This window comes from Paludibacter propionicigenes WB4, from assembly GCF_000183135.1.
Classification (GTDB): Bacteria; Bacteroidota; Bacteroidia; order Bacteroidales; family Paludibacteraceae; genus Paludibacter; species Paludibacter propionicigenes.
The window spans coordinates 707,245-729,543 of sequence record NC_014734.1; the positions used below are offsets into that span (position 1 = coordinate 707,245).

A 22,299-nucleotide genomic window follows, 5' to 3' on the forward strand; every position below is an offset into this window, starting at 1 on the left:
TGTGCTTTATACTATTAAATCTCAAAATAAATACAGAAAAAACATGAAAACAAAAACATTAAAGAGGCATATTCTGAAAATATGTTTCTTTGCTATGGGTTTACCGTTTCTGGTAAATTCGTCCGCCAATGCTCAAACCACGAAGTTGACATTGGATTTCACTAAAAACGGTCCTGCTGTCAGTCCGAAACTTTACGGATTGATGACCGAAGAAATTAATCACGCTTACGACGGTGGGCTGTATGCAGAACTTATACGTAACCGCATTTTCAAAGACAATAAAACCAAACCCGAAGGATGGAGTCTGGTACAACAAGACACTACCACAAAAGCATCTATCAAGTTGATTGCTGCCGACCCGGACAATATTCCATTTGACGAAAGAAGACATGCCATTAATGGTGCACTTACCACCTGCCTGAGACTTACAGTTCCCAAAGGTGGCAGCAAGGTAGGTTTGGCTAACGAAGGTTACTGGGGTATTCCCGTAAAACCATCCACAACCTATAAAGCTTCATTCTATCTGAAAGGTACGGGAAGTACTCCTCCACGCCGCTTTGGACCGCAGGGAGCTGCTCCTGCACAAACTCCCGCTGCTCCGGTAATTGCCGATAATACGGCTGGACCGATAACAGTAAGCATTGAAAGTAACGATGGAAAAACAGTGTATGCTTCGGGCACCATTGATCTTGCTAAAAGTACATTATGGAAAAAATATGAATTGACACTGACAACAGCAGCCGATGTAAAACCTACGGCTGATGCGCGCTTTGTTATTTCTACAGATCGTACCGGGCTTTATTACTTCAATCTGGTATCGTTATTTCCTCCTACCTACAACAACCGTCCGAACGGAAACCGCATTGACCTGACCAAGATGTTGATTGATATGAAACCTAAGTTCCTGCGTTTTCCCGGAGGTAATTACCTCGAAGGTCCTAACTTTGCGGATGCTTTCCCCTGGAAAACAACGCTGGGTCCTATCGACAATCGTCCCGGACACAAAGGTTCGTGGGGTTATCGTCCTACCGACGGTATGGGATTGTATGAATTCCTGATGTGGTGCGAAGAAATTGGTGCTGAACCGTTATTGGGTGTATATGCAGGTTACTCGCTGGACGGCGACCACATTGATGCCGGTCCGCTACTGAAACCTTATGTGGATGATGCATTAGACGAAATAGAATATGTGATAGGGGATGTAAATACCTATTGGGGAGCTAAACGCGCTGCCGATGGACACCCTGCACCGTTTAAACTGAGCTATGTAGAAATCGGTAACGAAGACTGGTTCGACCGCTCGAACAGCTACGATGGACGTTTTAAGCAATTCCGCGAAGCTATTGAGAAAAAATATCCTCACCTGATCTGTGTTTCAACGATTGCCGATGCACAGTATCCAACACAAAAAGTTACCGGTAAATCACCGGCTGTACTGGACGAACATTACTACCGCAGTTCATGGGATATGTGGGAAAACGCACATCAATACGATAAGTATGATCGTAACGGCCCTAAAATCTTCGTAGGCGAATGGGCTACACGCGAAGGTGCACCTACTACCAATCTCAATGCTGCGTTGGGAGATGCTGCATGGATGACCGGAATGGAACGCAATTCAGACCTTATCATTATGTCGTGTTATGCTCCGTTGTTTGTAAACGTAAACACAGCTACAAGCACTGCTCCTAAAGCATGGCAGTGGGATTCGGACTTAATCGGATACAATGCCCTCACAGCGTTTGGATCACCATCGTACTACGTTCAAAAAGTATTCAGCGAAAACCTTGGTAACAAAATTATACCAATGAGTGCCGAAAACATCCCTACACAGTTGAAACCATTATCGAAAAGGGATAGTATCAACAAAGTAAAACAAATTTCAGTTCCTACTATTTTCTATGCTGCCACTCAAGACGATAAAACCGGTGCAGTCTATCTTAAAGTAGTAAATACACTGGGCAAAGTTCAGCCGGTGGAAATCAACCTGAAAGGTATAGGCAAAGTATCGAAAAACGCCACACTGGTAGTGATAAGCGGTAAAAAAGCAGAAGATACGAACACCATTACCGATCCGGTGAAAATTGTACCTGTTACAACTAAAATAAAAGGTATAGCCTCAGTGTTTAAACAAAAACTGGCACCCTATTCCGTAAATGTATATCAATTGCAAACAGGTAAATAATAAAACGTATACCAAAAGCTAAGGGAATATAGATCCGACAATAAATCTTCAATTGAAGCTGATAAATAAAAATCAACTTCGATTGAAGATTTTTTTTAATATTCAAATTTTGGAACGAATATTGAAGTAAATAAACACAAAGTTATACAATAATTTATTTACCTTTACACATTAAAAAATTATGAGAACTTTTTTATGATATAACTATAAACATAGAGTACAATGCGATTTAAGTACTTAGATAAATATAATGTCATACAAGTAAATCTAGCAATGAAAAAAGATTAGAACGCGGATAAACGCTGATATAGCGGATTTTTATACGGATTTTAATCTCGACAAGTCGAGATGATTTTCAATAGTTTAAACTCTTATCTGTCATGCTTGCATGACTAAAATCAGATTTAAATCCGTTTAATTATCATCCGTTTTTACCTGCCTGCCGCAGGCAAGTCCGCTCAATCCGTAAAATCAGCGTTCCATTCTTTTCCGACAATACGACATTATATTCTTCCACTTACTTACAAGCTAAATTGAATAAATAATATCATATGAAAAAACTACTATTCTTGTTCTTATCCGCAGTGTTGTTAAGCTCCTGCGATGGAAACTTTTCGTATCAGGAAGATCTCACGACAAAACAAATTGTAAACCTGAAAATTAATCAGGACAAATGGACATTGTATTCCGATGGCATTAGTAAATACTATTCCTCCCACGTCAGAATGGATGAACTAACGTCCACCATCTACAACCACGGAGGCGTTATTGCCTATATCGATTACGATGATTATCAGCAGGTCTTGCCTTTTGTCCGTCACCGTGCGGATGCAAAAGGAAATCTGTGGACTACTACCATAGATTACGAAGTGGAAAAAGGAGGAATGACCTTCTATGTAACCAATTCGGATTTTGTGGCCGAAGCACCTGAAACCATGTACATAAAAGTGATACTTTTTTGGTAAAGGTTTGATATCGGAGCTATAATCTAAACATCAGCCTGTAACGACCGAAAGGTAATTATCAGCTTATTCAATTTAATCTTACTATCTAATAAATAACATTTCAATGAGTAAACATTTCGTAATAGCGTTCGTACTGACCGTCTGTAGTGCGTCCTATGCCCAGCAAGCCCAAAAAGTAAATATCAATGTAAAGTCCCGCACCCCATCGGGAACTATCGATACTAAAATATACGGACAACTTTTCGAACACATCTATTTCTCAGCCGACGGCGGTTTGTGGGGCGAAATGATTGCAGAGCGCTCATTCGAACCGGAACAATACCCCGGTATATCGCCTCGTGAAGGTTTCTTCGATGGCTGGTACGCCGATGACAGTGAAATACTACATTCGCCTACTTTATTCGAACAACCCATCCCCCTAACCAGTGTAGAGACTGATCAATACGTCTTAACTGCCGATGTAAAATGGCGTGCCTACAAACTTGCCCGACACATGTGGAGTGGAGGATATGCCGATATGCGTGTTGAATTCAAAAATATCTCGGACGGATTAAAATACCGCTTCCGCCTGCACGACCCGCAATACGAACCCGCAAATCCACGAAATCCACAACCGGTTGCCAAAGAAGCTACATTTGCCATCGAAAAACAATCGGTTACAGAGCGTCAGGGACGGGATGGTAAACCTATGAAAGTGAACACCTGGGAAGTGGTAGCAAGTACACCGGTAAAACCGGGTCAGATAGACAAAGCCGAAGCATGGCACAATTTGTTTATCGCAGTATCAGGTAAACAGGTTTCGGTAAAATGGGACGAGCAAACCGTACTTACTTACAATGGATTAGAAGGTAATGCCAAAAAGAATGATATTGTTTTGGGGGTAAATTACACCGAAGCGCAATACAAAAACATTCAGGTTTCATCGCTGGACAGATTTTTAGTTTACATGACCGGATTACCCGAAGTGGTGGTGAATCCTGCTGTTGCACCTCAGTGGAAATCGTTTGGGAAAGCTGAATTTTCTATGGAAAAAGGCAATGCTGTTAATATGGCTTATTCTCAAAGAATCAAAGCTGGTGCAGAAACTGCCGGAGTCACACAAGGTCCGTTTTCCATCAAAAAAGGAGAGAAATACGTGGGTTCCATTTGGGCAAAAGGTGATGGAGCGGCAGAATTGAGCATTGCATTCACAGCTAATGGTCAAAACAAAGCCGTTCAGGTGTTGGGTAAGCCGGGTGCGGAATGGAAAAAATATGAATTTGTATTGGATGCCGGTGAATATACAGGCGATGCCGAACTGGCTATCGGAGCTAAAGGGGGTACACTACAGGTAGATCAGGTAAGCATGATGCCTAAAACAGGCATTGACCTGGGCGGCTTCCGCCCGGACATTTATAAGGCTGTAAAAGAACTCGGACCCACCAATATGCGTTGGCCGGGTGGGGGATATGCCGCTCAATATAGCTGGAAATGGGGAGTTGGACCACAGGAAGCACGTGTTCGCTGGCCGCACTATATGTGGATGAACTACGACCAGAATAGCTTCGGAACGGATGAGTTTATCCAACTGTGCCGTCAGATTAACTCAGAGCCGGTTATGGTGGTGCGCATTGGTTTTGATCGTCCGGCTTCAGAACATGCCGAGATTTTGCAGGAAGCCTGCGACTGGGTGGCGTATTGCAACGAACCTGCCACAGGCAAGTGGGGTAGTAAACGTGCTGCCAACGGACATCCGGAACCCTACAATATAAAATACTGGGAAATTGATAACGAAATGTGGGAATTCGGACTGGACAATTATGAAGCAGCGGTTCGTGAGTTTTCTACTGCCATGCGCAAAGTGGATCCGGGCATCAAAATTATCGTATGTGGTGGATTTGATGACAACGATAAAGCCATGATTAACCGCTCGGGGACCTATTTCGATTATATCAGTCTGCACCACTACGAAAATCCGAACGGATATGCCAACGGTCCGACAAAACTGGCTGAACAATATAAAAAATATGCCGACATCATTGCCAAAAGTCCGAATCCAAAAATCAAGTTGTACATTTCGGAATGGAACCTGAGCAGCATCGACTGGCGTACAGGTCTATTTGCCGGAGGTTTCCTGAATGTGTGCGAATCGCAACCTGTAGTTGAGATGGGTGCGGCAGCTTTGTTTATTCGTCGCACCGACGCGCCTGCCTGGAACAATGCTTTTATCAACTTCGATTACAAAGGATTGTTTGTTGCGCCTAATTACCTTGTTACTAAACTGTGGCACGACAATTTTTCTAAAAACCGCTTAGCTTTTACAGGCGAAACAGGTGATTTAAATATCAGCACCACACTTTCTGAAAACAGTCAGAAAGTAATCGTAAAAATTGTCAATCCTACCGACAAGCCTTATGAGTTGACCGTGACCGGAGACTGGAAAAAACTTACCGGTGCAGGATATGAATACTTAGCTCCCGGCTCATTGACGGCTGCCAATTCGATGGAAGCTCCAAACGCCGTTGCAGTAAAAAAACAGAATGTAGTTCCTGTAGGTGCAAAAGTGACCATCACCTTAGCGCCTTTATCGGCCGGAGTGCTTAATCTGACAAAGTAAATGTTGATAAGGACTTATTTTGGCCAAAGCTATAATTGTAAACTGAAAATCAAAAATACAATAATATGAAAAATCTTTATTTTGTGCTGGTTTTACTGTTCTTTGCTTCATGTACTTATGATATACGGACTACTACTAAACATTCTGAATCAAAAGACACTGTTACTGTTGTTAAGCAGATCTCTTCGTTGGATACAGCTTCCATTAGAAAAGGGGTGCTGACTTACAAAAAACACTATATACGTAAAACTGATTATTATGTAAATGGCGTGCTTGTAAAGCACGAAGAAACCACATCAGCTACAGACACAGCTGCAAATCATAAAGCTAACGTTCAGGATTTAAACTCCACGATACAGCAAAAAGCTCTTTTTGATGAGGATGTTCAGGTCAGAAAATCGGCCGTGACTCAGTTGAAAAATCAATCGGATTTGCAGCATGTAGCATTCTTCGACGCTAATGTTGAAGTGCGTAAGCTGGCTGTCACTATGCTTGAAAACGAGAGCGACATTCAACATGTGGCATTCTTTGATAATGACGTAAATATCCGTCTGTTATCTGTTTCAATGCTAAAAAAACAGGAAAATATTCGTCATGTAGCTTTTTTCGATAATGAAAAGAAAGTCCGTAAACTGGCGCTTACTATGCTCAAAACAAAATCAGACATAAAGCATGTTGCGAGTTTTGATGAGGATGAAGAATTGAGAAAAATAGCGGAGAAATTACTTCGTCAGAGTTGATTTACAAGAATTAATAGAGAAGCATCACCGAATACACCACAAAATTTAAAATATGGATTTAGAAATTTTAATTCCCGCACTGTTTGTGCTGATTGTTGGAACGATTATATTCCTTACAATATACTTTAGCAAAAAAGCGGTAGTAAAACGAAAACTCAAAAAAGCAGTCGATCGGAAAATATCAGAATTTATATCGGGTGATATCGCTAAAGTTGTAGGTACCGTTGAATTTGTCGGAGAACCCCTTATTGCTCCTTTATCCGGACGACCTTGTGCGTATTACTATGTATTGGTGGAAGAACTTATATCAACTGGTAAAAGCTCTCACTGGCAAAAAATGATAGAACGGGAAGTAGGAGGAAAATTTGTTATTCGTGACGGCAGATACCGAGCATGCATCGCGACAGATAGCAGCGTGAAAAGCTATATAATCATGGATCGAAAATATTCATCGGGGTTTATGAATAACCCAACCGAAAACCTGGAACTGTTTCTGAAAAAACACGGACAATCGGCTGAAGGATTATTGGGATTAAACAGAAAGCTACGATACAAAGAAGGCATATTGGAAAAAGACGAGTGCATAGCCGTTATGGGTAGGGGCGAATGGAAAACAGCAGTCTCGGTTCAGTTACCCGAATCATTTGGCAGAGTACTGCTTATAACGGGTGCCGACAACGAGCCTGTCTATATGAGTGATGATCCCGATACAGTGAAAACTACTTATCCCGGGCTGTAGTAAAAGACAATTCAGAATGAATACTGTCCTTTATTAATACAACATGAGTTCGATATATGCGTTAGTCCGTTAGGACTTAAATAGCAATAGAAGTATGGTGTAGAGTGGATTAATTCCCCGTTAGGGGATTTACCTATTTATCCCCTAACGGGGAATAAAATGCCAAAAACTAACATATTCTATGGATATAAATTCCCTCTGGGAATATTGGCAAATGAATTTCAATGAATTTATGAAGCCTCATATCGGACTCACGGTAATACATTAAATTGAAAAAATGACATTCAAACATTAAACAGAAATGCTTTTACGGTGTTAGAACTATAAAATAATTTGAAATCCCATCAACAGCAAAAGAAATCGACATGCTGAGCACAAAAGAAAAATCGGTACATATCAACATCAATTCAACCTACTACGGTGCCATTGCTGAAATAGGAGGTGGTCAGGAAACTGCACGCCATCTGTTTCAGGCAGGAGGCGCATCAAACACAGTAGCCAAATCAATTTCAGCCTATGATAAGCTGTTCAGTGACCATTTTTATAATCAGGGAACATCTTCGCGCTACGTGGCTGAAGACCGTCTGCGAAAAATGCTTGACTACGAATATGACGAGCTGATAGAAATCCTTGACAAGAAAAATACCCAAAAATTCTTCGCTTTTGCCAACACGGTAGAGACGTTGAATTTCTCAAAAACCAATCAGGGAAACGGTTGGCTGGGCATTGCAGTGGAAGGCACCGACCGCTATAGTCCGAACAAAATGTTCATTCATGTAAAATTGCATGAAAATGATACACTTTTGCAGCAATACACGCTGGGCACGCTGGGCATTAATCTGATTTACGGAGGCTTGTTCCAATGGCAGGATCCTCAGAGTATTCTGCTTTCGTTGCTGGACAACCTGGATACCGACCGTGTGGAAGTTGATTATATATACGTCGAAGGGCCGGATATGAAACTGGTAGATAACAGACTTCTCAACCTAATGTTGGTGAATAACGACATGACTCCCGCTATCATGTTCGACCAATCGGGCAAAGTTCAGCAGCCGAGCGATATGTTATACAAAAAGAATGTAATCGTGCTGAGAGGTTATTTCAGACCCATCAATAATCTGGGAATGGAATTTATAGAAGACAGCCTGGATTTCTTCAAACGGGATGAAAATTACAAACCCGATAATACCATAGCATTTTGCGAAATATCGCTGAAATACCTTATGCAGAATGAAAAAGTGGATGAAAAAGACTTTCTGCACCGGGTGGATTTGCTCAATATGATGGGACAAAGCGTTATGGTTTCAAAGTTCTATCGATATTTTCAACTAGTGAAATATTTCGGTCAGTTTAAGCTCATCAAACTCCGCATTGTGGTTGGGTTACCTGCTTTTGACAAGATTCTGGATAGCGAGAACTATACCGACTTACGTGGAGGATTGCTCGAGTCCATGGGTGCTTTGTTTCAGGAACATGTGAAGATATATTTATATCCTTATATCGATGCCCGTAGCGGCGAGGTGGTATATCCCGACGACGACCACTTCTCAAAAGAAAATAAACTACTCTGGCAATACCTCAATGCAATAAAAAAGATTCTCGTACTCAAGAGTATTGCTCCCAAAAACCTTGAAATCAGATCGGAGCATATTTCGGAATTGATTGAAAACGGCGATGATAGCTTTGCAAACTACGTACCTGATAAGGTATTTCAACACATAAAAAACAACGGCTTATTTGGCTACAACAGAAACAATAAGAACTGATCACTATGGCAACTGATAAAACGAATGCTGCCCGACTGCTCGACAAAGCCGCTGTTCCGTATGAATTGATAAGTTATGAGGTAGATGAAACCGACCTGAGTGCTGTACATGTAGCATCGCAACTGAATGAGCCTGTGGAGCGCGTTTTCAAGACATTGGTGCTGAAAGGAGATAAAACAGGTCATTTTGTGTGTATCATTCCGGGAGCAGAGGAGCTGGACCTGAAAAAGGCTGCGAAAATTTCGGGAAACAAAAATTGTGAGATGCTTTTGATGAAAGACCTGCTTCCAGTCACCGGCTATATTCGTGGAGCGTGCTCACCCATAGCCATGAAAAAACATTTCCCTACCTACATTCATGACTCCTGCTGTAATTTCGACAAAATTTATGTCAGTGCCGGCAAAAGAGGACTGCAACTATACCTTACTCCACAGGATTTAATTAATGAAATAAAAGCCACCGTAGGTTATTTAGTCGTCTAAGTGTTGTAATTTTGCAATCGGTAAGCTCAATGCGAGAATATGTGCTTCTGTATTTAGTGCATAAGAATTATAACGAATTTAAAATACGAAGATGATTTTATTAGATAAGAAAGAATACTATAAGGCATCAGAACCTCTTCAACAGGTAGAAATAAATCATTTATTTGCGGATGCTGTTGTACAGGGACATATAGATGGGCAGATTTATGTTGATAACACCCTTAAACCTGAAGTTTTTTACGTGGAGCACCCTTATGGAATGTCGCTTTTGTTTGGGTGTACTACAAATGAATCATTCAACAAATGGCTGATTCAGCATGCACTCAATACCCCTAAAATTCGGAACCGTTTTGAGTGGCTACAAGCTTTTCCAAACGCATGGAATGAACTTATTACTACCGAATTGGCGAATCATCTTATCAAGCAAAAAGACAACGAAACTGCGATTCACAACGATAAAATAGAAGAAAATACGCGTGTAAATTTCAGATTCAATAAGGCCAAGTATCTCGAATTTAAAAGTAAACACATTCGGGATAATGTACCCGTTTTTCCTACTGACAGACAAATGTTTGAAAGCATGCAGGGAAGCGTTATTCCTGCGCGATTTTGGAATAATGCCGATGATTTTATTGAAAAAGCTATGGCATTCAGTGTGATGGATGGTTCTACTGTAGCTTGTACCGCTTTTTCCGCTTTTGTAATTGGTAATCAGTTGGAAATAGGAATCGAAACTTCAGATAACTATCGCGGAAAGGGATACGCAGCAATTACATGTTCAGCATTGATTGATTACTGTCTGGAAAACGATTACGAACCTGTATGGGGTTGTAAACTCGAAAATACTGCTTCGTATCTGTTGGCTCAGAAACTTGGGTTTGAACCTACCGTTTATTGGCCATTTTTCAGACTGTTGAAGTAAAATCTTACGCAAAGAGCATCAATTCCATATTCCAAACTATAGTAGCTTTTTCAGAACTTCGGTAAATTCAATTACGTCTTCCTCAGTAGTATCGAAAGAACTCATCCAGCGTTGTTCATGCAATTCGGCATCCCACTCGTAAAACGGATATTGCGCCCGTAAAGGTTGAATAACATGCTCGGGAATTATTACAAACACGGCATTGGCATCAACACTTCTTGTAATTTTTACGTTAGGCAGATTCTTTACTTTAGAAGCCAATAATTGAGCCATTTCGTTGGCATGAGTTGCCATGCGCCACCACAAATTATTGCTAAGCAATGCTGTAAATTGGGCAGATATAAAACGGTTTTTGGAAAATAATTGAGCTGTTTGCTTATGAAAGTAAGGCGCATTAGCTTTTAATTCATCATTGAAAATTAATACAGCTTCTCCAACCATTAACCCGTTTTTCGTTCCTCCGAAACTCATAATATCTACGCCACAATCTACCGTAGCTTCTTTTAAACCAACACCTAAAGCAGCCACAGCATTGGATATACGTGCACCATCAAGGTGTACATACATTTCGTTTTCATGAGCAAAGTCGCACAATGCTTTCAGCTCTGCAATAGAATATACTGTCCCCACTTCAGTACTTTGACTGATAGAGATAACACGTGGCTGCGTGTTGTGCACGTTACCAATACGATTGAGTAAGGGCTTGATCATATCGGGTGTCAGTTTGCCGTCGGCAGTTTTGAGGGGTAGGAGAGAGCATCCAATACTCTGTGTAGGTGCACCGCATTCATCGGCCAGTATATGAGCATATTCCGAACAAACAACTGCCTGAAAAGGCAAAGTACAACATTTAAGGCAAGTTACATTGGCACCGGTACCATTAAAGGTATAAAGCACGGTAACCGGTCCGAACACCTTCTCAAAAACCTCATTGGCTTCTTCTGTAAAAAAATCTTCACCGTACGAAATTTGGTGTTGGTTATTAGCACGTTGAATAGCTTCAAAAATTTCCGGATGAATACCGGAATAATTATCACTTGCAAAGGACTTCATCTTTCTCTTTAATTATATTGGTGCATGAACAAAAAACCAAGACATAAGATTAAAATTCTTACATCCTGGTTCCTTGTATATTATATTCTAAAACAGATTCTTAAAACTTGAATTTATCAAAAAAACTTTTGGATTTACCTTCTTCTGCTGTAACCGATTCTACAACTTCTTCAGAGCGTTGTATTGCTTCGCCTTGTTCACGTTTGATAAAGCCTACTACATCTTCAAGTCCCTCAATAAACTTATCAAAATCTTCTTTGTACAGAAAAATCTTGTGCTTTTCGTAAGTAACCTGAGAAGTTTCTTCATAACCAACCACTTTCTTTTTACTCTCTGTAATGGCTAAAAATAAATCATCGTTTCTGCTCTTCTTCACATCCAGATAATAAATTCTCTTTCCCGCTTTGATTGCCTTTGAATAAATGATTTCGTTATCCTTTTTCTCAATCTCAAATTTCTTTTTCTCTACTTCCATAATACCGCAAATATTTATCGTACTGTTGTTAATTTCGCCATTATTAATTATGAGTTAATTATGAGTCTTCAAATTTCTGTATTTTTTTTGAATATATCAAATAAAACCGGCATTTTTGTTGTTTTTTTTCAAATAAATTTTTCAAATGTAATATATTTACTGTATTTCACTTCATTTTATTTATTCAGATTAAACTTTTTGAATTGAATTGCGTCTAAAAAAAGGATGTAATTAGATTATGAATGAAAAGCCAAAAGTGTTCAACAGATAATAACCTGAGAATTCTGTCCTTTTTAAACGTATAAATACAGAATAATCATTCGTTTAATAGACGGATAAATAAAATAAATGGCTATTTTTGTATGTCAAAACTAAGATGATATGTGTAAGATAATGACACAAAACTAAGTTCTTTCATACAAAGGAGAAATTCAATAATATACAAATAACGCTAATACAAGCTAATCATGGAATCAACAATTAAACTTTATTCGCTCAAAGCCATTGAAATTAAATCTTACATCTTTGCATTACTCTTTGTAGCAGGTAATATACTATTGCCTCAGCTTACACATTTACTGCCATTTGGCGGACAAGTGTTATTACCTATATATTTTTTCACACTTATTGCAGCATATAAGTATGGCATTTTCACCGGATTACTTACTGCGTTGGTTTCACCTTTGGTCAATCACTTGCTTTTCGGTATGCCTGCAATGGAAATGCTCCCAATCATACTCATTAAATCGTCTCTTATTGCCATTGCAGCCGGTTATATAGCGCAACGTACACAACAAATAAAACTTCAACACCTTTTATTGGTGATTGCTTTCTATCAGGGAGTGGGTATGATTGCCGAATTTTTAATCACTGGTAGTTTTATGGCCGCAATGCAGGATGTAAGATTAGGATTTCCCGGAATTATTCTCCAATTATTTGGTGGATATTATTTTCTAAAAGCAATTGCTAAATGGTGATTGGTCTGATAAACGTGTAATTGTTTGGGCATTCGGGAAAAACATATCGTTGATATAACAAATACATACACTATAGAATGGATATATGGAAAAATCTTTTGATGAAGTATTGGAGCGGGTAAGAACTATCGATATCCCCGAAAAGTTTGATATGGTAGTGGCAATAGCTAATGGAGGTATTATTCCGGCAGCCATGATAAATCAACGTTTGGGGTGTGAGTATTATCTGTTGAAGCTGAATCTACGCGATGCTATGCAAAACAAATTGTATGACAAACCCAAATTATTGGCCGAAATAGATTTTGATTTCAAAGGTAAAAAAGTATTGTTGGTGGATGACCGTGTTAAAACCGGTACTACACTTGAGTTTGCCAAAGCATTATTGTCCGATGCTGAGATAGTAAAAACTTTGGCTGTAAATGGTAAAGCCGACTATTGTTTATATGACGAAGCGTGTTTCCGTTTTCCTTGGATTGTATAAATAAATATACATTTCATAAATTTTATTCAGTAATCTAGTTTGTTGTATATTCTTACAAATTAATAGGAAAAAGTATTATCTTTGCAGCCAAATTAGAAATTGAGTTGAGGTATATCAATTTCATTAACAACGAATTATACATTATGTGAAATGTATAATAAAAAAAGCGTTCAACGTATTTTATGATTAATCGAGTATTATTGCGTATTAAGATTGTTCAAATCTTATATTCCTACTATAAAAGCGATGGCAAATCGTTGCCTTTAGCCGAGAAAGAATTGTTTCACAGTATAGAGAAAACATACGATCTTTACTATCACTTACTTCAGTTGTCAATAGAAATCACCCGATTTGCAGCTGACAAAATTGAAACAAAGAGAAACAAGCTTCGTCCAACCCCGGAAGATTTAAATCCTAACACCCGTTTTATTGACAATGCATTCGTGGCTCAGCTGTCGAATAACATTCAGTTCAATGAATATCTCCAAGCTCATAAGCTATCATGGGTGAACGATTCGGAAATTATCAAAGTTCTATTCGAAAAGATCATAGACTCTGAATTCTACTCAGAATATATGAATGCTCCTGCTACAGATTATGCAGCAGATAAAGATATTTGGCGTAAAATTTTCAAAAAAATCATTCTGCAGAGCGAAGAGCTGGACGACTCGATACAGGATCAGAATATCTACTGGACAGACGATATCGAAATGGTGGTCAGCTTCATTATCAAAACAATTAAGCGATTTGATGAGAGCAAAGGTGATGAGCAACCGCTTCTTCCTATGTTCAAAGACGAAGAAGATGCAGAATTCGCACGAAAACTAATGCGCAGTGTGTTGACCAAAGGTCCGAAATTACGTGAAATGATAGACGTAAACACAAAAAACTGGGAACTGGATCGTATCGCTTTCATGGACATTGTTATTATGGAGGTGGCACTTGCCGAACTTATGGATTTTCCTACTATTCCGGTGAATGTTACATTAAACGAATATATCGAAATAGCAAAAACTTACAGCACTGAAAAGAGCGGTACATTTATCAATGGAGTACTCGATAATATCGTTGGTCAATTAAAAAGCGAAAATAAATTGATTAAAGTCGTCATGTTTAGTGATAATAAAAAATAATAAACTATTTTTGTAAGTATAATTTTTAAAAAGAAAAGAATATGAGTCTTTTGAGTGTTTTATTACAAGCAGCCGCTCCTGCAGGTGGCAATTATGGAATGTTGATAATGATGGCGCTGGTATTTGTCGTGTTTTATTTCTTCATGATACGTCCACAAAGCAAACGTCAGAAAGAAATCAAAAAACAACGTGACGCAATGAAAGCCGGTGACTCTGTGGTAACTTCAGGTGGTATTTATGGAAAAGTAAAAGATGTAAAAGAAACTACTGTTACTATTGAAATTGCTGACAATGTTCGCATTAAAGTTGACAAAAACTCTGTTTTTGCAACTCCTGAGGATATTCAAGCTCCTGCTAAATAAATCGTTTCTATGGCAGAAAGCAGCGGCATAAAATTTCTAAAGTATTACCTGCAAAAGCTTAAACTATTCTTTTTATCAAAGGATATTTTGAGCTTTTTGCTTTTTCTTGCTCTTTCTGCAGGTTTCTGGTTTGTCCATTCGCTTGGTAAAGAACACGAAATAGTGATAAGTGTACCTATTAAATTTGTAGGTCTGCCGATGAATTATGCTATCACGAATAATCCTCCGACAGAAATTTCTATAAATTTAAAAGACCAGGGTCTGCGTCTGTTTACTTATACAGCTAAGCATAATAGTCCACTGACTATTGACCTTCGGCAAAACTTTCATCACAAAGGAGAAATTCTGATTACTTCTGATAAACTTACCACCAGAATAGCTAAATACTTGCATCTGCAACCTACAACAATTGTTAGCGAAGTGCATCCCGATTCGCTTTTGATTAGATACGAAAAACTTGTTTCGGCTAAGCTTCCGGTTAAACTTAATGCGAAAATTGAACTATCCCACCAATACATGCTGAGTAATAAAATTCAGCTCAGTCCGGATAGTGTTATGATTTTTGGAACTAAGAAGGCTGTAGAAAAATTAAAATCAATTCCGACTGAATTACTAACAATAAATAATCTGAGTGACACAACTCATCTTCAGGTTCAATTAAAACCGGTTAATCACGTCCGATTGTCTTCAGAATCTATCAAAGTGAGCATATTCGTCGAACCTTTTACCGAAAGAAAGGTACAAGTTCCGATTACAGCATTAAATTGTCCGGAGAATTTGTCTATCCGCACTTTTCCTGCTTTTGTTAATTCAACTTACATTGTAGGTCTCAGTAAATTTAATACACTTTCTCCTTCAGACATTCAGGTTTATTTGGACTATAACGAATTAAAGAATGCCAAAACCAGTAAGGGTGTTCTCAAAATAAGAAACAATAGTTTGAATATCTCAAACATTCGAATCCTTCCGGTGGAAGTAGAATTCATTTTGGAACAAAAATAACCTTATTCAAACCCGAAGGAGTATTGCACCATGAAGACTATTCAGATGGTTGACCTGCGTGGTCAATACGAAAAGATTAAAGTTGAAATAAACTCTGCCATTCAAGAGGTTATTGATTCATCAGCTTTTATAAAAGGAGGAAAAGTCGTAGATTTTCAACAAAACCTGGAAACATACCTGAATGTGAAGCACGTTATTCCGGTTGGCAATGGAACAGATGCATTACAAATTGCTTTAATGGCTTTAGGATTAAAGCCCGGCGATGAAGTAATTACGCCTACATTCACTTTTATAGCCACTGCCGAAGTGGTAGCGTTGCTGGGATTAACTCCCGTTGTAGTCGATGTTGACATTGATACATTCAACATCGATATTGAATCTATAAAAAGAGCCATTACACCCCGCACAAAGGCCATAGTCCCTGTTCATCTATTTGGACAAAATGCTGAAATGGAACAGATTTTGGAACTAGCCAGGCAACATAACCTGTATGTTATAGAAGATGCCTGCCAGTCAATTGGTTCAACTTATACATTTGCTAATGGAAAATCATTCCAATCGGGAACCATGGGAGATGTAGGCTGTACATCATTTTTTCCTTCAAAAAATTTGGGTTGTTTTGGAGATGGAGGTGCAATTTTTACCAATAACGATGAGTTAGCACTCAGGATACGGTCTATAGCCAACCATGGAATGATTGAACGATATCATCACGATATAGTAGGTGTAAATTCGAGATTAGACAGCATTCAGGCTGCCGTACTGAATGTAAAGCTAAAATATTTGGACAGTTATAACAATAGTCGTCAGGAAGTTGCAACATTTTATGATAATGCTTTTGCAAACGACGAACGGTTAATCGTTCCGAAGCGCTCAGTAAATTCCTCACACGTGTTTCATCAATACACTTTAAAACTGAATGGTATTGACCGCTCTGCTCTGAAAGATTACCTTGCTAAACTAGGAATACCTAGCATGATTTATTATCCGGTGCCGTTGCATTTACAGAAAGCATATAAAAATGACCGCTATAAGCTGGGTGATTTCCCCAATGCTGAGAAACTCTGTGAATGTGTACTATCGTTGCCGATGCATACTGAGTTGGATACAGATCAATTGGAGTATATTACAAGAAGTGTATTGGAATTTATTGAAAAACATTCAGAATAGCTTTTCTCAATCGGGAATTCATTTTTCGCTTTCTGAATAATTTATTGCTATTCAACTTCGTGCTCTGATTTAAAACTAAATAGCCAAATAAGAGATAATATGAAAGAATACTTTGCTCACGAAACAGCTGTTATTGATTCGGATTGCCAAATCGGTAAGGCTACCAAAATCTGGCATTTTTCGCATATTATGTCCGGTTGTATTATTGGAGAAGCTTGTAATATCGGGCAAAATGTAGTAATTTCGCCTAATGTAATTCTTGGAAGCAATGTAAAAGTTCAGAATAATGTTTCTGTTTACACCGGAGTTATTTGCGAAGATGATGTTTTTCTCGGACCATCGATGGTATTTACCAATGTTATCAATCCGCGAAGTCATGTGGTCAGGAAGGATGAATATCAACAAACTTATGTACGCAAAGGAGCTACCATTGGTGCCAATGCTACAATAGTATGTGGTAACGAAATCGGGAAATATGCAATGATAGGAGCCGGAGCTGTAATCACTAAACCGGTGAAAGCCTATGCGTTGGTTATTGGAAATCCGGCAAAACAAACTGGCTGGGTTAGTATTAATGGGCATAAGCTGATATTTGATGAAAATAATAGAGCCCGGTGTCCTGAGACAGGTCAGGAATACGAATTGAATAACGAAACTGTATACGCTATTCCCGAATTATAATTTTAATGTTGGAAATCAATACTATATGATAAAATTTGCAGTAATAGGGCAGGGGCACATTGGAAAAAGGCATGCTGAAATGATTCGTCGGAATCCGGAAGCTGAATTAGTTGCCGTTTGCGATGTTTTGCCAAAAGAGAAACTAAATCTGACGGATATAAAAGAAAGATTTTTTACCGATTACGATGAGTTGTTGGCTGCAAATTTGGATATTGATGTAATAAATATCTGCACTCCGAATGGTTATCATGCAGAATATGCTATCAAAGCTCTTGAGTGTAAAAAGCATGTTGTAATAGAAAAACCCATGGCATTGAGTAAATTAGATGCAGAAAAGATTCTTTTTAAGTCGCTTGAAGTATCATGCCATGTATTTTGTGTCATGCAGAACCGGTATTCTCCGCCATCAATCTGGCTGAAAAAACTGGTTGACAACAAAACGCTGGGTGATATATTTATGGTAAAACTTGATTGTTTTTGGAACAGAGATGAAAGATATTATACCCGAGATACATGGCATGGTGATGCGAAGTTAGATGGTGGAACTCTTTTTACACAGTTTTCGCACTTTATTGATATTATATATTGGCTATTTGGCAATATTCAGCATATTAATGGAAGCTTTGCAGATTTTAATCATGAGAAGCTGACTGATTTTGAAGACAGTGGTATCGTGAATTTCAGTTTTGTAAAAGGTGGCATGGGTTGTTTGAGCTATTCGACCTCTATTTGGAACTCTAATTTAGAAAGCAGTATCACGATTATCGGTTCTAAAGGGACTGTAAAGGTTTCGGGACAATATATGAATGAAGTAACCTATTGCCATATAAAAGATTATGAAATGCCTGAACTTCCGGCATCAAATCCACCAAATGATTATGGTTCATACAAAGGATCTGCCCAAAATCATCATTTGGTTATTGAAAATGTTATTGAGAAATTGAACGACAAAGGAAACATCACCACAAACGCTCTTGAAGGACTGAATGTTGTGGATATTATAGAGAGAATCTATGCAGTCAGGGATACACAATGGAAAAAACAAATTAAATAATTATGATACAACGAATTCAAACTCTTTACTTATTAATAATAGTTATTCTGTCGGGATTTGTAATATTCTCGCCAATTGCCGAATTGATTAACCGCGCTGATAATTTGATTTATCTCGTTGATATTAATGGTATTTCGCTAGTAAAACCTACAGGAAATATTTTCGAATCGAATATATGGGGATTGACTGCTATCTCGATGGTGGTGGCGGTTTTTTCACTAATAACCATTTTCTCCTATAAGAACAGGATTAAACAAATACGTTATTGTGTTATTAATATGCTGTTTATGGTTGGTTACTATGCTTTCTTGCTTTTCTACATTTGGTCTGCTTGTAACCGGTTGCATACTGACTGGCATCTAAAGATAACAACAGTATTTCCTATCGTAAATCTGATTTTGAATTTTCTTACGATCGGAGCTATTGGTAAAGATGAAAACCTGGTAAAATCGGCTGATCGTCTACGCTAGTTTTATCGTTTTACTTCACAGCTTTACAAACGCCTTTTACTCAGAAGGCGTTTGTTGTTTGCATTTATTGAACAAAGGCAAGGTTTCAACTGTTTTGTCCTGAAATTGAGGGAACCGGTAAAATGAAAACAAATCTAACAGCAATAATTTTAGGTATATTTCTACTGATTAGCCAAAGTGCCTGTAATCAACAAGTAAAGAAAATGAAATTAAATACACTAACACCCGAAGAGCAGGCAGTTATTCTGCATAAAGCCACAGAAAGACCATTTTCAGGGGAATATGAGACTAATTTTGCAAAAGGTACATACGTCTGCAGGCAATGTGATGCTCCTTTGTATCGATCCGAAGATAAATTTGATGCTCACTGTGGATGGCCAAGTTTCGATGACGAAATACCCGGCGCAGTAAAAAGAATTCCTGATGCTGATGGCAAACGCACCGAAATAATATGCAATAATTGTGGAGCGCATTTAGGTCATGTATTTTTAAATGAAGGTTTTACACCTAAGAACACACGCTTTTGCGTAAATTCTATATCACTAAAATTTATTCCAGCTAAAAAAATGAAACAAGAAAACAACACGCACGAGACTGCTTATTTTGCGTCAGGCTGTTTCTGGGGAACGCAATATCACTTTATGAAAGCTGCCGGAGTAATCTCGACTACTGTAGGTTATATGGGTGGGCATACTCTGAATCCAACTTACAAAGAAGTGTGTACCGGTGAAACCGGTCATGCTGAAACAACTGAAGTAGTTTTTGATAACACCAAAACATCGTATGAAAATATGGTAAAGCTATATTTTGAAACGCATGATTTCACACAAGTAGGAGGGCAGGGACCTGATATTGGAGATCAGTACAGATCGGTAATTTTTTATACATCCGAAGCTCAAAAGCAAATAGCAGAAAAATACATACGCATTCTGACAGATAAGGGCTATAAAGTAGCAACTATACTACAGAAGGCGCCTGAGTTCTGGAAAGCCGAAGATTATCATCAGGAATACTACGAAAAGAAAAACGGTACGCCTTATTGTCATATTTACCGGAAAATTTTCTAAAAAACAATCCCTGATATCAAACCATATCAGGGATTATTTTTATTCTACAGCTTTTACTTTATATCCTTTCTTTTCCAACTGCTTAATTATTCCGATATCTCCACCCAAATGTATGGCTCCAACGCATACAAAGCAAGACGATTTTTTCAGCAGTTCAGGCAACTTTGTCAACCAGTCTATATTTCGGTTATCAATTACTTTCGCATATTCTTCTTGTGTCATAGCTGTAGAATGCTTTATTAATTCATCAATCTTACCGGCTTTGTAGAGTTTATTCAACTGAATCATTTCATTTATAACTTTATCCTTATCCTGAATTGCTTCCACCAGTAAATCGGCCTGGCGCTCTAAAGTTCCGAAACCATAAAGCGACTTTATTTGCTGCTCAACGTTTTCCAACCCAACTACTTTTTTATCTTTTTCTGATGCAACAAGTTGAAAGTATGAATCAGATTGTGTACCATCTTTGAATCCTGTTTTTTGTTTAAATATCTCTGTTTTGTACAAACTCAGTATTAATGTCGGATTCATAATTGAAACTTCTTTTAATCCGAATTTCAGAACTGACTTCAACTCATTATCAACAATCTTATATTCTTCATCGGATAACAAGTCTTTAATATTTATATGACTCGGCATAATAGCTGCTTGCTGAATTCTGGCTGTTTCATCTATTCTATTCAGAACTGTTTCTCCCACAACGATATCACATTCGTTAAATGCTTTAAATAATCCGGGGACACTATCTAAAAATTGAATCGAAATAAGATCTTGTGTTCCAAATATATAGGACGGATGTTTCAATCCGTTTCCAGTAACCTTCCATAAAAGCTGTGCCTGAACGGTTATGAATCCAACTAAAGATATAGAAAATGTAAGAATAATCTTCTTCATAATTTATTGTTTTATTTGTAGTACAAAGATAGTTAAGTAATTAATTATTAAGTATTCATATTTCATAATTAAATATAAGACAAAGTTAGTTTTGTATTGAAAAATCGTTATATAATTATTATCTTTGCATAGATAAAAACTATAATGAATTAAGATATGACTTTACAGCAACTGGAATATGTATTAGCACTGGAAAAAACCCGTCATTTTGTACGTGCAGCCGAATTGTGTGGTGTTACTCAGCCAACCCTGAGTGCCATGATTCAAAAACTGGAAGAAGAGCTTGACTGTAAAATTTTCGATCGCTCCAGACAGCCAATAGAAGTAACAGCTATAGGAAAAGAAATAATATCTCAGGCTCAGGTAATTATATATCAATCGAACCAATTGAAAGAAAGTGTTTTATCAACAAAAAATGCTGTTAGCGGGACGTTGAATTTGGCTATTATTCCAACTATTGCTCCATATTTACTTCCCAAATTTATAGCTTCATTTAAAAATTCTTACCCTGATATTTCGCTAAAAATCAGCGAAATGCATACATCCACCATTATTGAAAAGCTTCGAGTAGCTGAAATTGATCTGGCTATACTTTCAACACCACTTGATGATCCTAAAATATTGGAAGTTCCACTGTATTATGAAAAGTTTGTGGCCTATATTTCGCCGGATGAACCAATTTATGAAAGGGCGGAGCTCTCGGCAAACGATATGCCGCTCGACAAGCTATGGGTTTTGGAAGAAGGACATTGTTTGCGCAATCAGGTATTCAATTTCTGTCACGAAAAACCGATTCAATCTTCCACATACGAAGCCGGAAGTATTGATACTTTGGTAAAAATTGTAGATTTAAACGGTGGATACACTGTGATACCGGAACTGCATATAGACTTGCTGAATGAAAGTCAGAAATCCAATTTGCGTGAAATAGTAAAACCCGAAGCCACACGCGAAATTTCGATTGTAATAAGACACGACTTTGTAAGAGAAGGAATGATTAATGCTGTAGCAGAGTGCATTAAACAAATAATTCCCAGTCACATGCTCGATGCCAGATTGAAGAAATTTGCTATAAGACTTTAATT

At 38.2% G+C, this 22,299-nt stretch carries 22 protein-coding genes; 19 read left to right on the top strand and 3 right to left on the bottom strand.

Going from position 1 to position 22,299, the window contains the following annotated elements; genetic code table 11:
• Positions 1 to 43: 43 nt before the first annotated feature.
• The 8 genes from PALPR_RS02855 (at position 44) to PALPR_RS02890 (ending at position 10,395) form a co-directional block, all read left to right on the top strand.
• Positions 44 to 2,185 (top strand): alpha-L-arabinofuranosidase C-terminal domain-containing protein, encoded by a 2,142-nt coding sequence (locus PALPR_RS02855; RefSeq protein WP_013444107.1) that lies wholly within the window; start codon positions 44 to 46, stop codon positions 2,183 to 2,185.
• Between the two features lie 551 nt (positions 2,186 to 2,736).
• On the top strand, positions 2,737 to 3,150 hold the full coding sequence (locus PALPR_RS02860) for a hypothetical protein (protein ID WP_013444108.1): 414 nt from the start codon (positions 2,737 to 2,739) through the stop codon (positions 3,148 to 3,150).
• A gap of 103 nt (positions 3,151 to 3,253) precedes the next feature.
• Positions 3,254 to 5,746, top strand: a complete 2,493-nt coding sequence (locus PALPR_RS02865; RefSeq protein ID WP_013444109.1) for an alpha-L-arabinofuranosidase C-terminal domain-containing protein — start codon at positions 3,254 to 3,256, stop codon at positions 5,744 to 5,746.
• Between the two features lie 65 nt (positions 5,747 to 5,811).
• Complete coding sequence (locus PALPR_RS02870; RefSeq protein ID WP_013444110.1) at positions 5,812 to 6,486, top strand: hypothetical protein; 675 nt, start codon at positions 5,812 to 5,814, stop codon at positions 6,484 to 6,486.
• 52 nt (positions 6,487 to 6,538) lie between these two features.
• Positions 6,539 to 7,225, top strand: coding sequence for a hypothetical protein (locus PALPR_RS02875; protein WP_013444111.1), 687 nt, complete (start codon positions 6,539 to 6,541; stop codon positions 7,223 to 7,225).
• A gap of 365 nt (positions 7,226 to 7,590) precedes the next feature.
• The gene (locus PALPR_RS02880) at positions 7,591 to 8,991 is read left to right on the top strand and encodes a hypothetical protein (RefSeq protein WP_013444112.1); all 1,401 of its coding nucleotides are present in this window, start codon (positions 7,591 to 7,593) and stop codon (positions 8,989 to 8,991) included.
• 5 nt (positions 8,992 to 8,996) lie between these two features.
• On the top strand, positions 8,997 to 9,473 hold the full coding sequence (gene ybaK / locus PALPR_RS02885; RefSeq protein WP_013444113.1) for a Cys-tRNA(Pro) deacylase: 477 nt from the start codon (positions 8,997 to 8,999) through the stop codon (positions 9,471 to 9,473).
• A gap of 91 nt (positions 9,474 to 9,564) precedes the next feature.
• The gene (locus tag PALPR_RS02890) at positions 9,565 to 10,395 is read left to right on the top strand and encodes a GNAT family N-acetyltransferase (protein ID WP_013444114.1); all 831 of its coding nucleotides are present in this window, start codon (positions 9,565 to 9,567) and stop codon (positions 10,393 to 10,395) included.
• Between the two features lie 36 nt (positions 10,396 to 10,431).
• Here the strand turns inward: PALPR_RS02890 and PALPR_RS02895 are convergent, their stop codons facing one another.
• Together PALPR_RS02895 and PALPR_RS02900 are read right to left on the bottom strand one after the other, a co-directional pair.
• Entirely contained in the window at positions 10,432 to 11,448 is a 1,017-nt protein-coding gene (locus PALPR_RS02895) for a threonine aldolase family protein (RefSeq protein WP_013444115.1), read from the bottom strand.
• A 100-nt stretch (positions 11,449 to 11,548) separates the two neighbouring features.
• Complete coding sequence (locus tag PALPR_RS02900; protein WP_013444116.1) at positions 11,549 to 11,923, bottom strand: DUF3276 family protein; 375 nt, start codon at positions 11,921 to 11,923, stop codon at positions 11,549 to 11,551.
• Positions 11,924 to 12,390: 467 nt separating this feature from the next.
• Here PALPR_RS02900 and PALPR_RS02905 point away from each other — a divergent pair, with 467 nt between their 5' ends.
• The 10 genes from PALPR_RS02905 (at position 12,391) to PALPR_RS02950 (ending at position 20,320) form a co-directional block, all read left to right on the top strand.
• Positions 12,391 to 12,900, top strand: coding sequence for a hypothetical protein (locus PALPR_RS02905; protein WP_013444117.1), 510 nt, complete (start codon positions 12,391 to 12,393; stop codon positions 12,898 to 12,900).
• A gap of 85 nt (positions 12,901 to 12,985) precedes the next feature.
• Positions 12,986 to 13,381, top strand: coding sequence for a phosphoribosyltransferase (locus tag PALPR_RS02910; protein ID WP_013444118.1), 396 nt, complete (start codon positions 12,986 to 12,988; stop codon positions 13,379 to 13,381).
• 182 nt (positions 13,382 to 13,563) lie between these two features.
• A complete protein-coding gene (gene nusB, locus PALPR_RS02915; protein ID WP_013444119.1) occupies positions 13,564 to 14,514 on the top strand; it encodes a transcription antitermination factor NusB in 951 nt (316 codons plus the stop codon).
• 41 nt (positions 14,515 to 14,555) lie between these two features.
• Positions 14,556 to 14,876: a preprotein translocase subunit YajC gene (yajC, locus tag PALPR_RS02920; RefSeq protein WP_013444120.1), complete on the top strand. Its 321-nt coding sequence runs from the start codon at positions 14,556 to 14,558 to the stop codon at positions 14,874 to 14,876.
• A gap of 9 nt (positions 14,877 to 14,885) precedes the next feature.
• Positions 14,886 to 15,878, top strand: coding sequence for a CdaR family protein (locus tag PALPR_RS02925; protein ID WP_013444121.1), 993 nt, complete (start codon positions 14,886 to 14,888; stop codon positions 15,876 to 15,878).
• 30 nt (positions 15,879 to 15,908) lie between these two features.
• Positions 15,909 to 17,048 (top strand): DegT/DnrJ/EryC1/StrS family aminotransferase, encoded by a 1,140-nt coding sequence (locus tag PALPR_RS02930; protein ID WP_013444122.1) that lies wholly within the window; start codon positions 15,909 to 15,911, stop codon positions 17,046 to 17,048.
• A 99-nt stretch (positions 17,049 to 17,147) separates the two neighbouring features.
• Positions 17,148 to 17,729, top strand: a complete 582-nt coding sequence (locus PALPR_RS02935) for an acyltransferase (RefSeq protein WP_013444123.1) — start codon at positions 17,148 to 17,150, stop codon at positions 17,727 to 17,729.
• Positions 17,730 to 17,754: 25 nt separating this feature from the next.
• Positions 17,755 to 18,783 (top strand): Gfo/Idh/MocA family protein, encoded by a 1,029-nt coding sequence (locus PALPR_RS02940; protein ID WP_013444124.1) that lies wholly within the window; start codon positions 17,755 to 17,757, stop codon positions 18,781 to 18,783.
• A gap of 2 nt (positions 18,784 to 18,785) precedes the next feature.
• The gene (locus PALPR_RS02945; protein WP_013444125.1) at positions 18,786 to 19,253 is read left to right on the top strand and encodes a DUF4293 domain-containing protein; all 468 of its coding nucleotides are present in this window, start codon (positions 18,786 to 18,788) and stop codon (positions 19,251 to 19,253) included.
• Between the two features lie 203 nt (positions 19,254 to 19,456).
• A complete protein-coding gene (locus PALPR_RS02950) occupies positions 19,457 to 20,320 on the top strand; it encodes a bifunctional methionine sulfoxide reductase B/A protein (protein WP_013444126.1) in 864 nt (287 codons plus the stop codon).
• Between the two features lie 39 nt (positions 20,321 to 20,359).
• On the opposite strand, the gene PALPR_RS02955 is transcribed toward PALPR_RS02950, so the two are convergent.
• Positions 20,360 to 21,214: a TraB/GumN family protein gene (locus PALPR_RS02955; protein WP_013444127.1), complete on the bottom strand. Its 855-nt coding sequence runs from the start codon at positions 21,212 to 21,214 to the stop codon at positions 20,360 to 20,362.
• A gap of 156 nt (positions 21,215 to 21,370) precedes the next feature.
• Between PALPR_RS02955 and PALPR_RS02960 the strand changes: the two genes are divergently transcribed.
• Positions 21,371 to 22,297 carry a hydrogen peroxide-inducible genes activator gene (locus PALPR_RS02960; protein ID WP_013444128.1) on the top strand — a complete coding sequence of 309 codons (927 nt, stop codon included), beginning with the start codon at positions 21,371 to 21,373 and terminating at the stop codon, positions 22,295 to 22,297.
• The last annotated feature ends 2 nt before the right edge of the window (positions 22,298 to 22,299 follow it).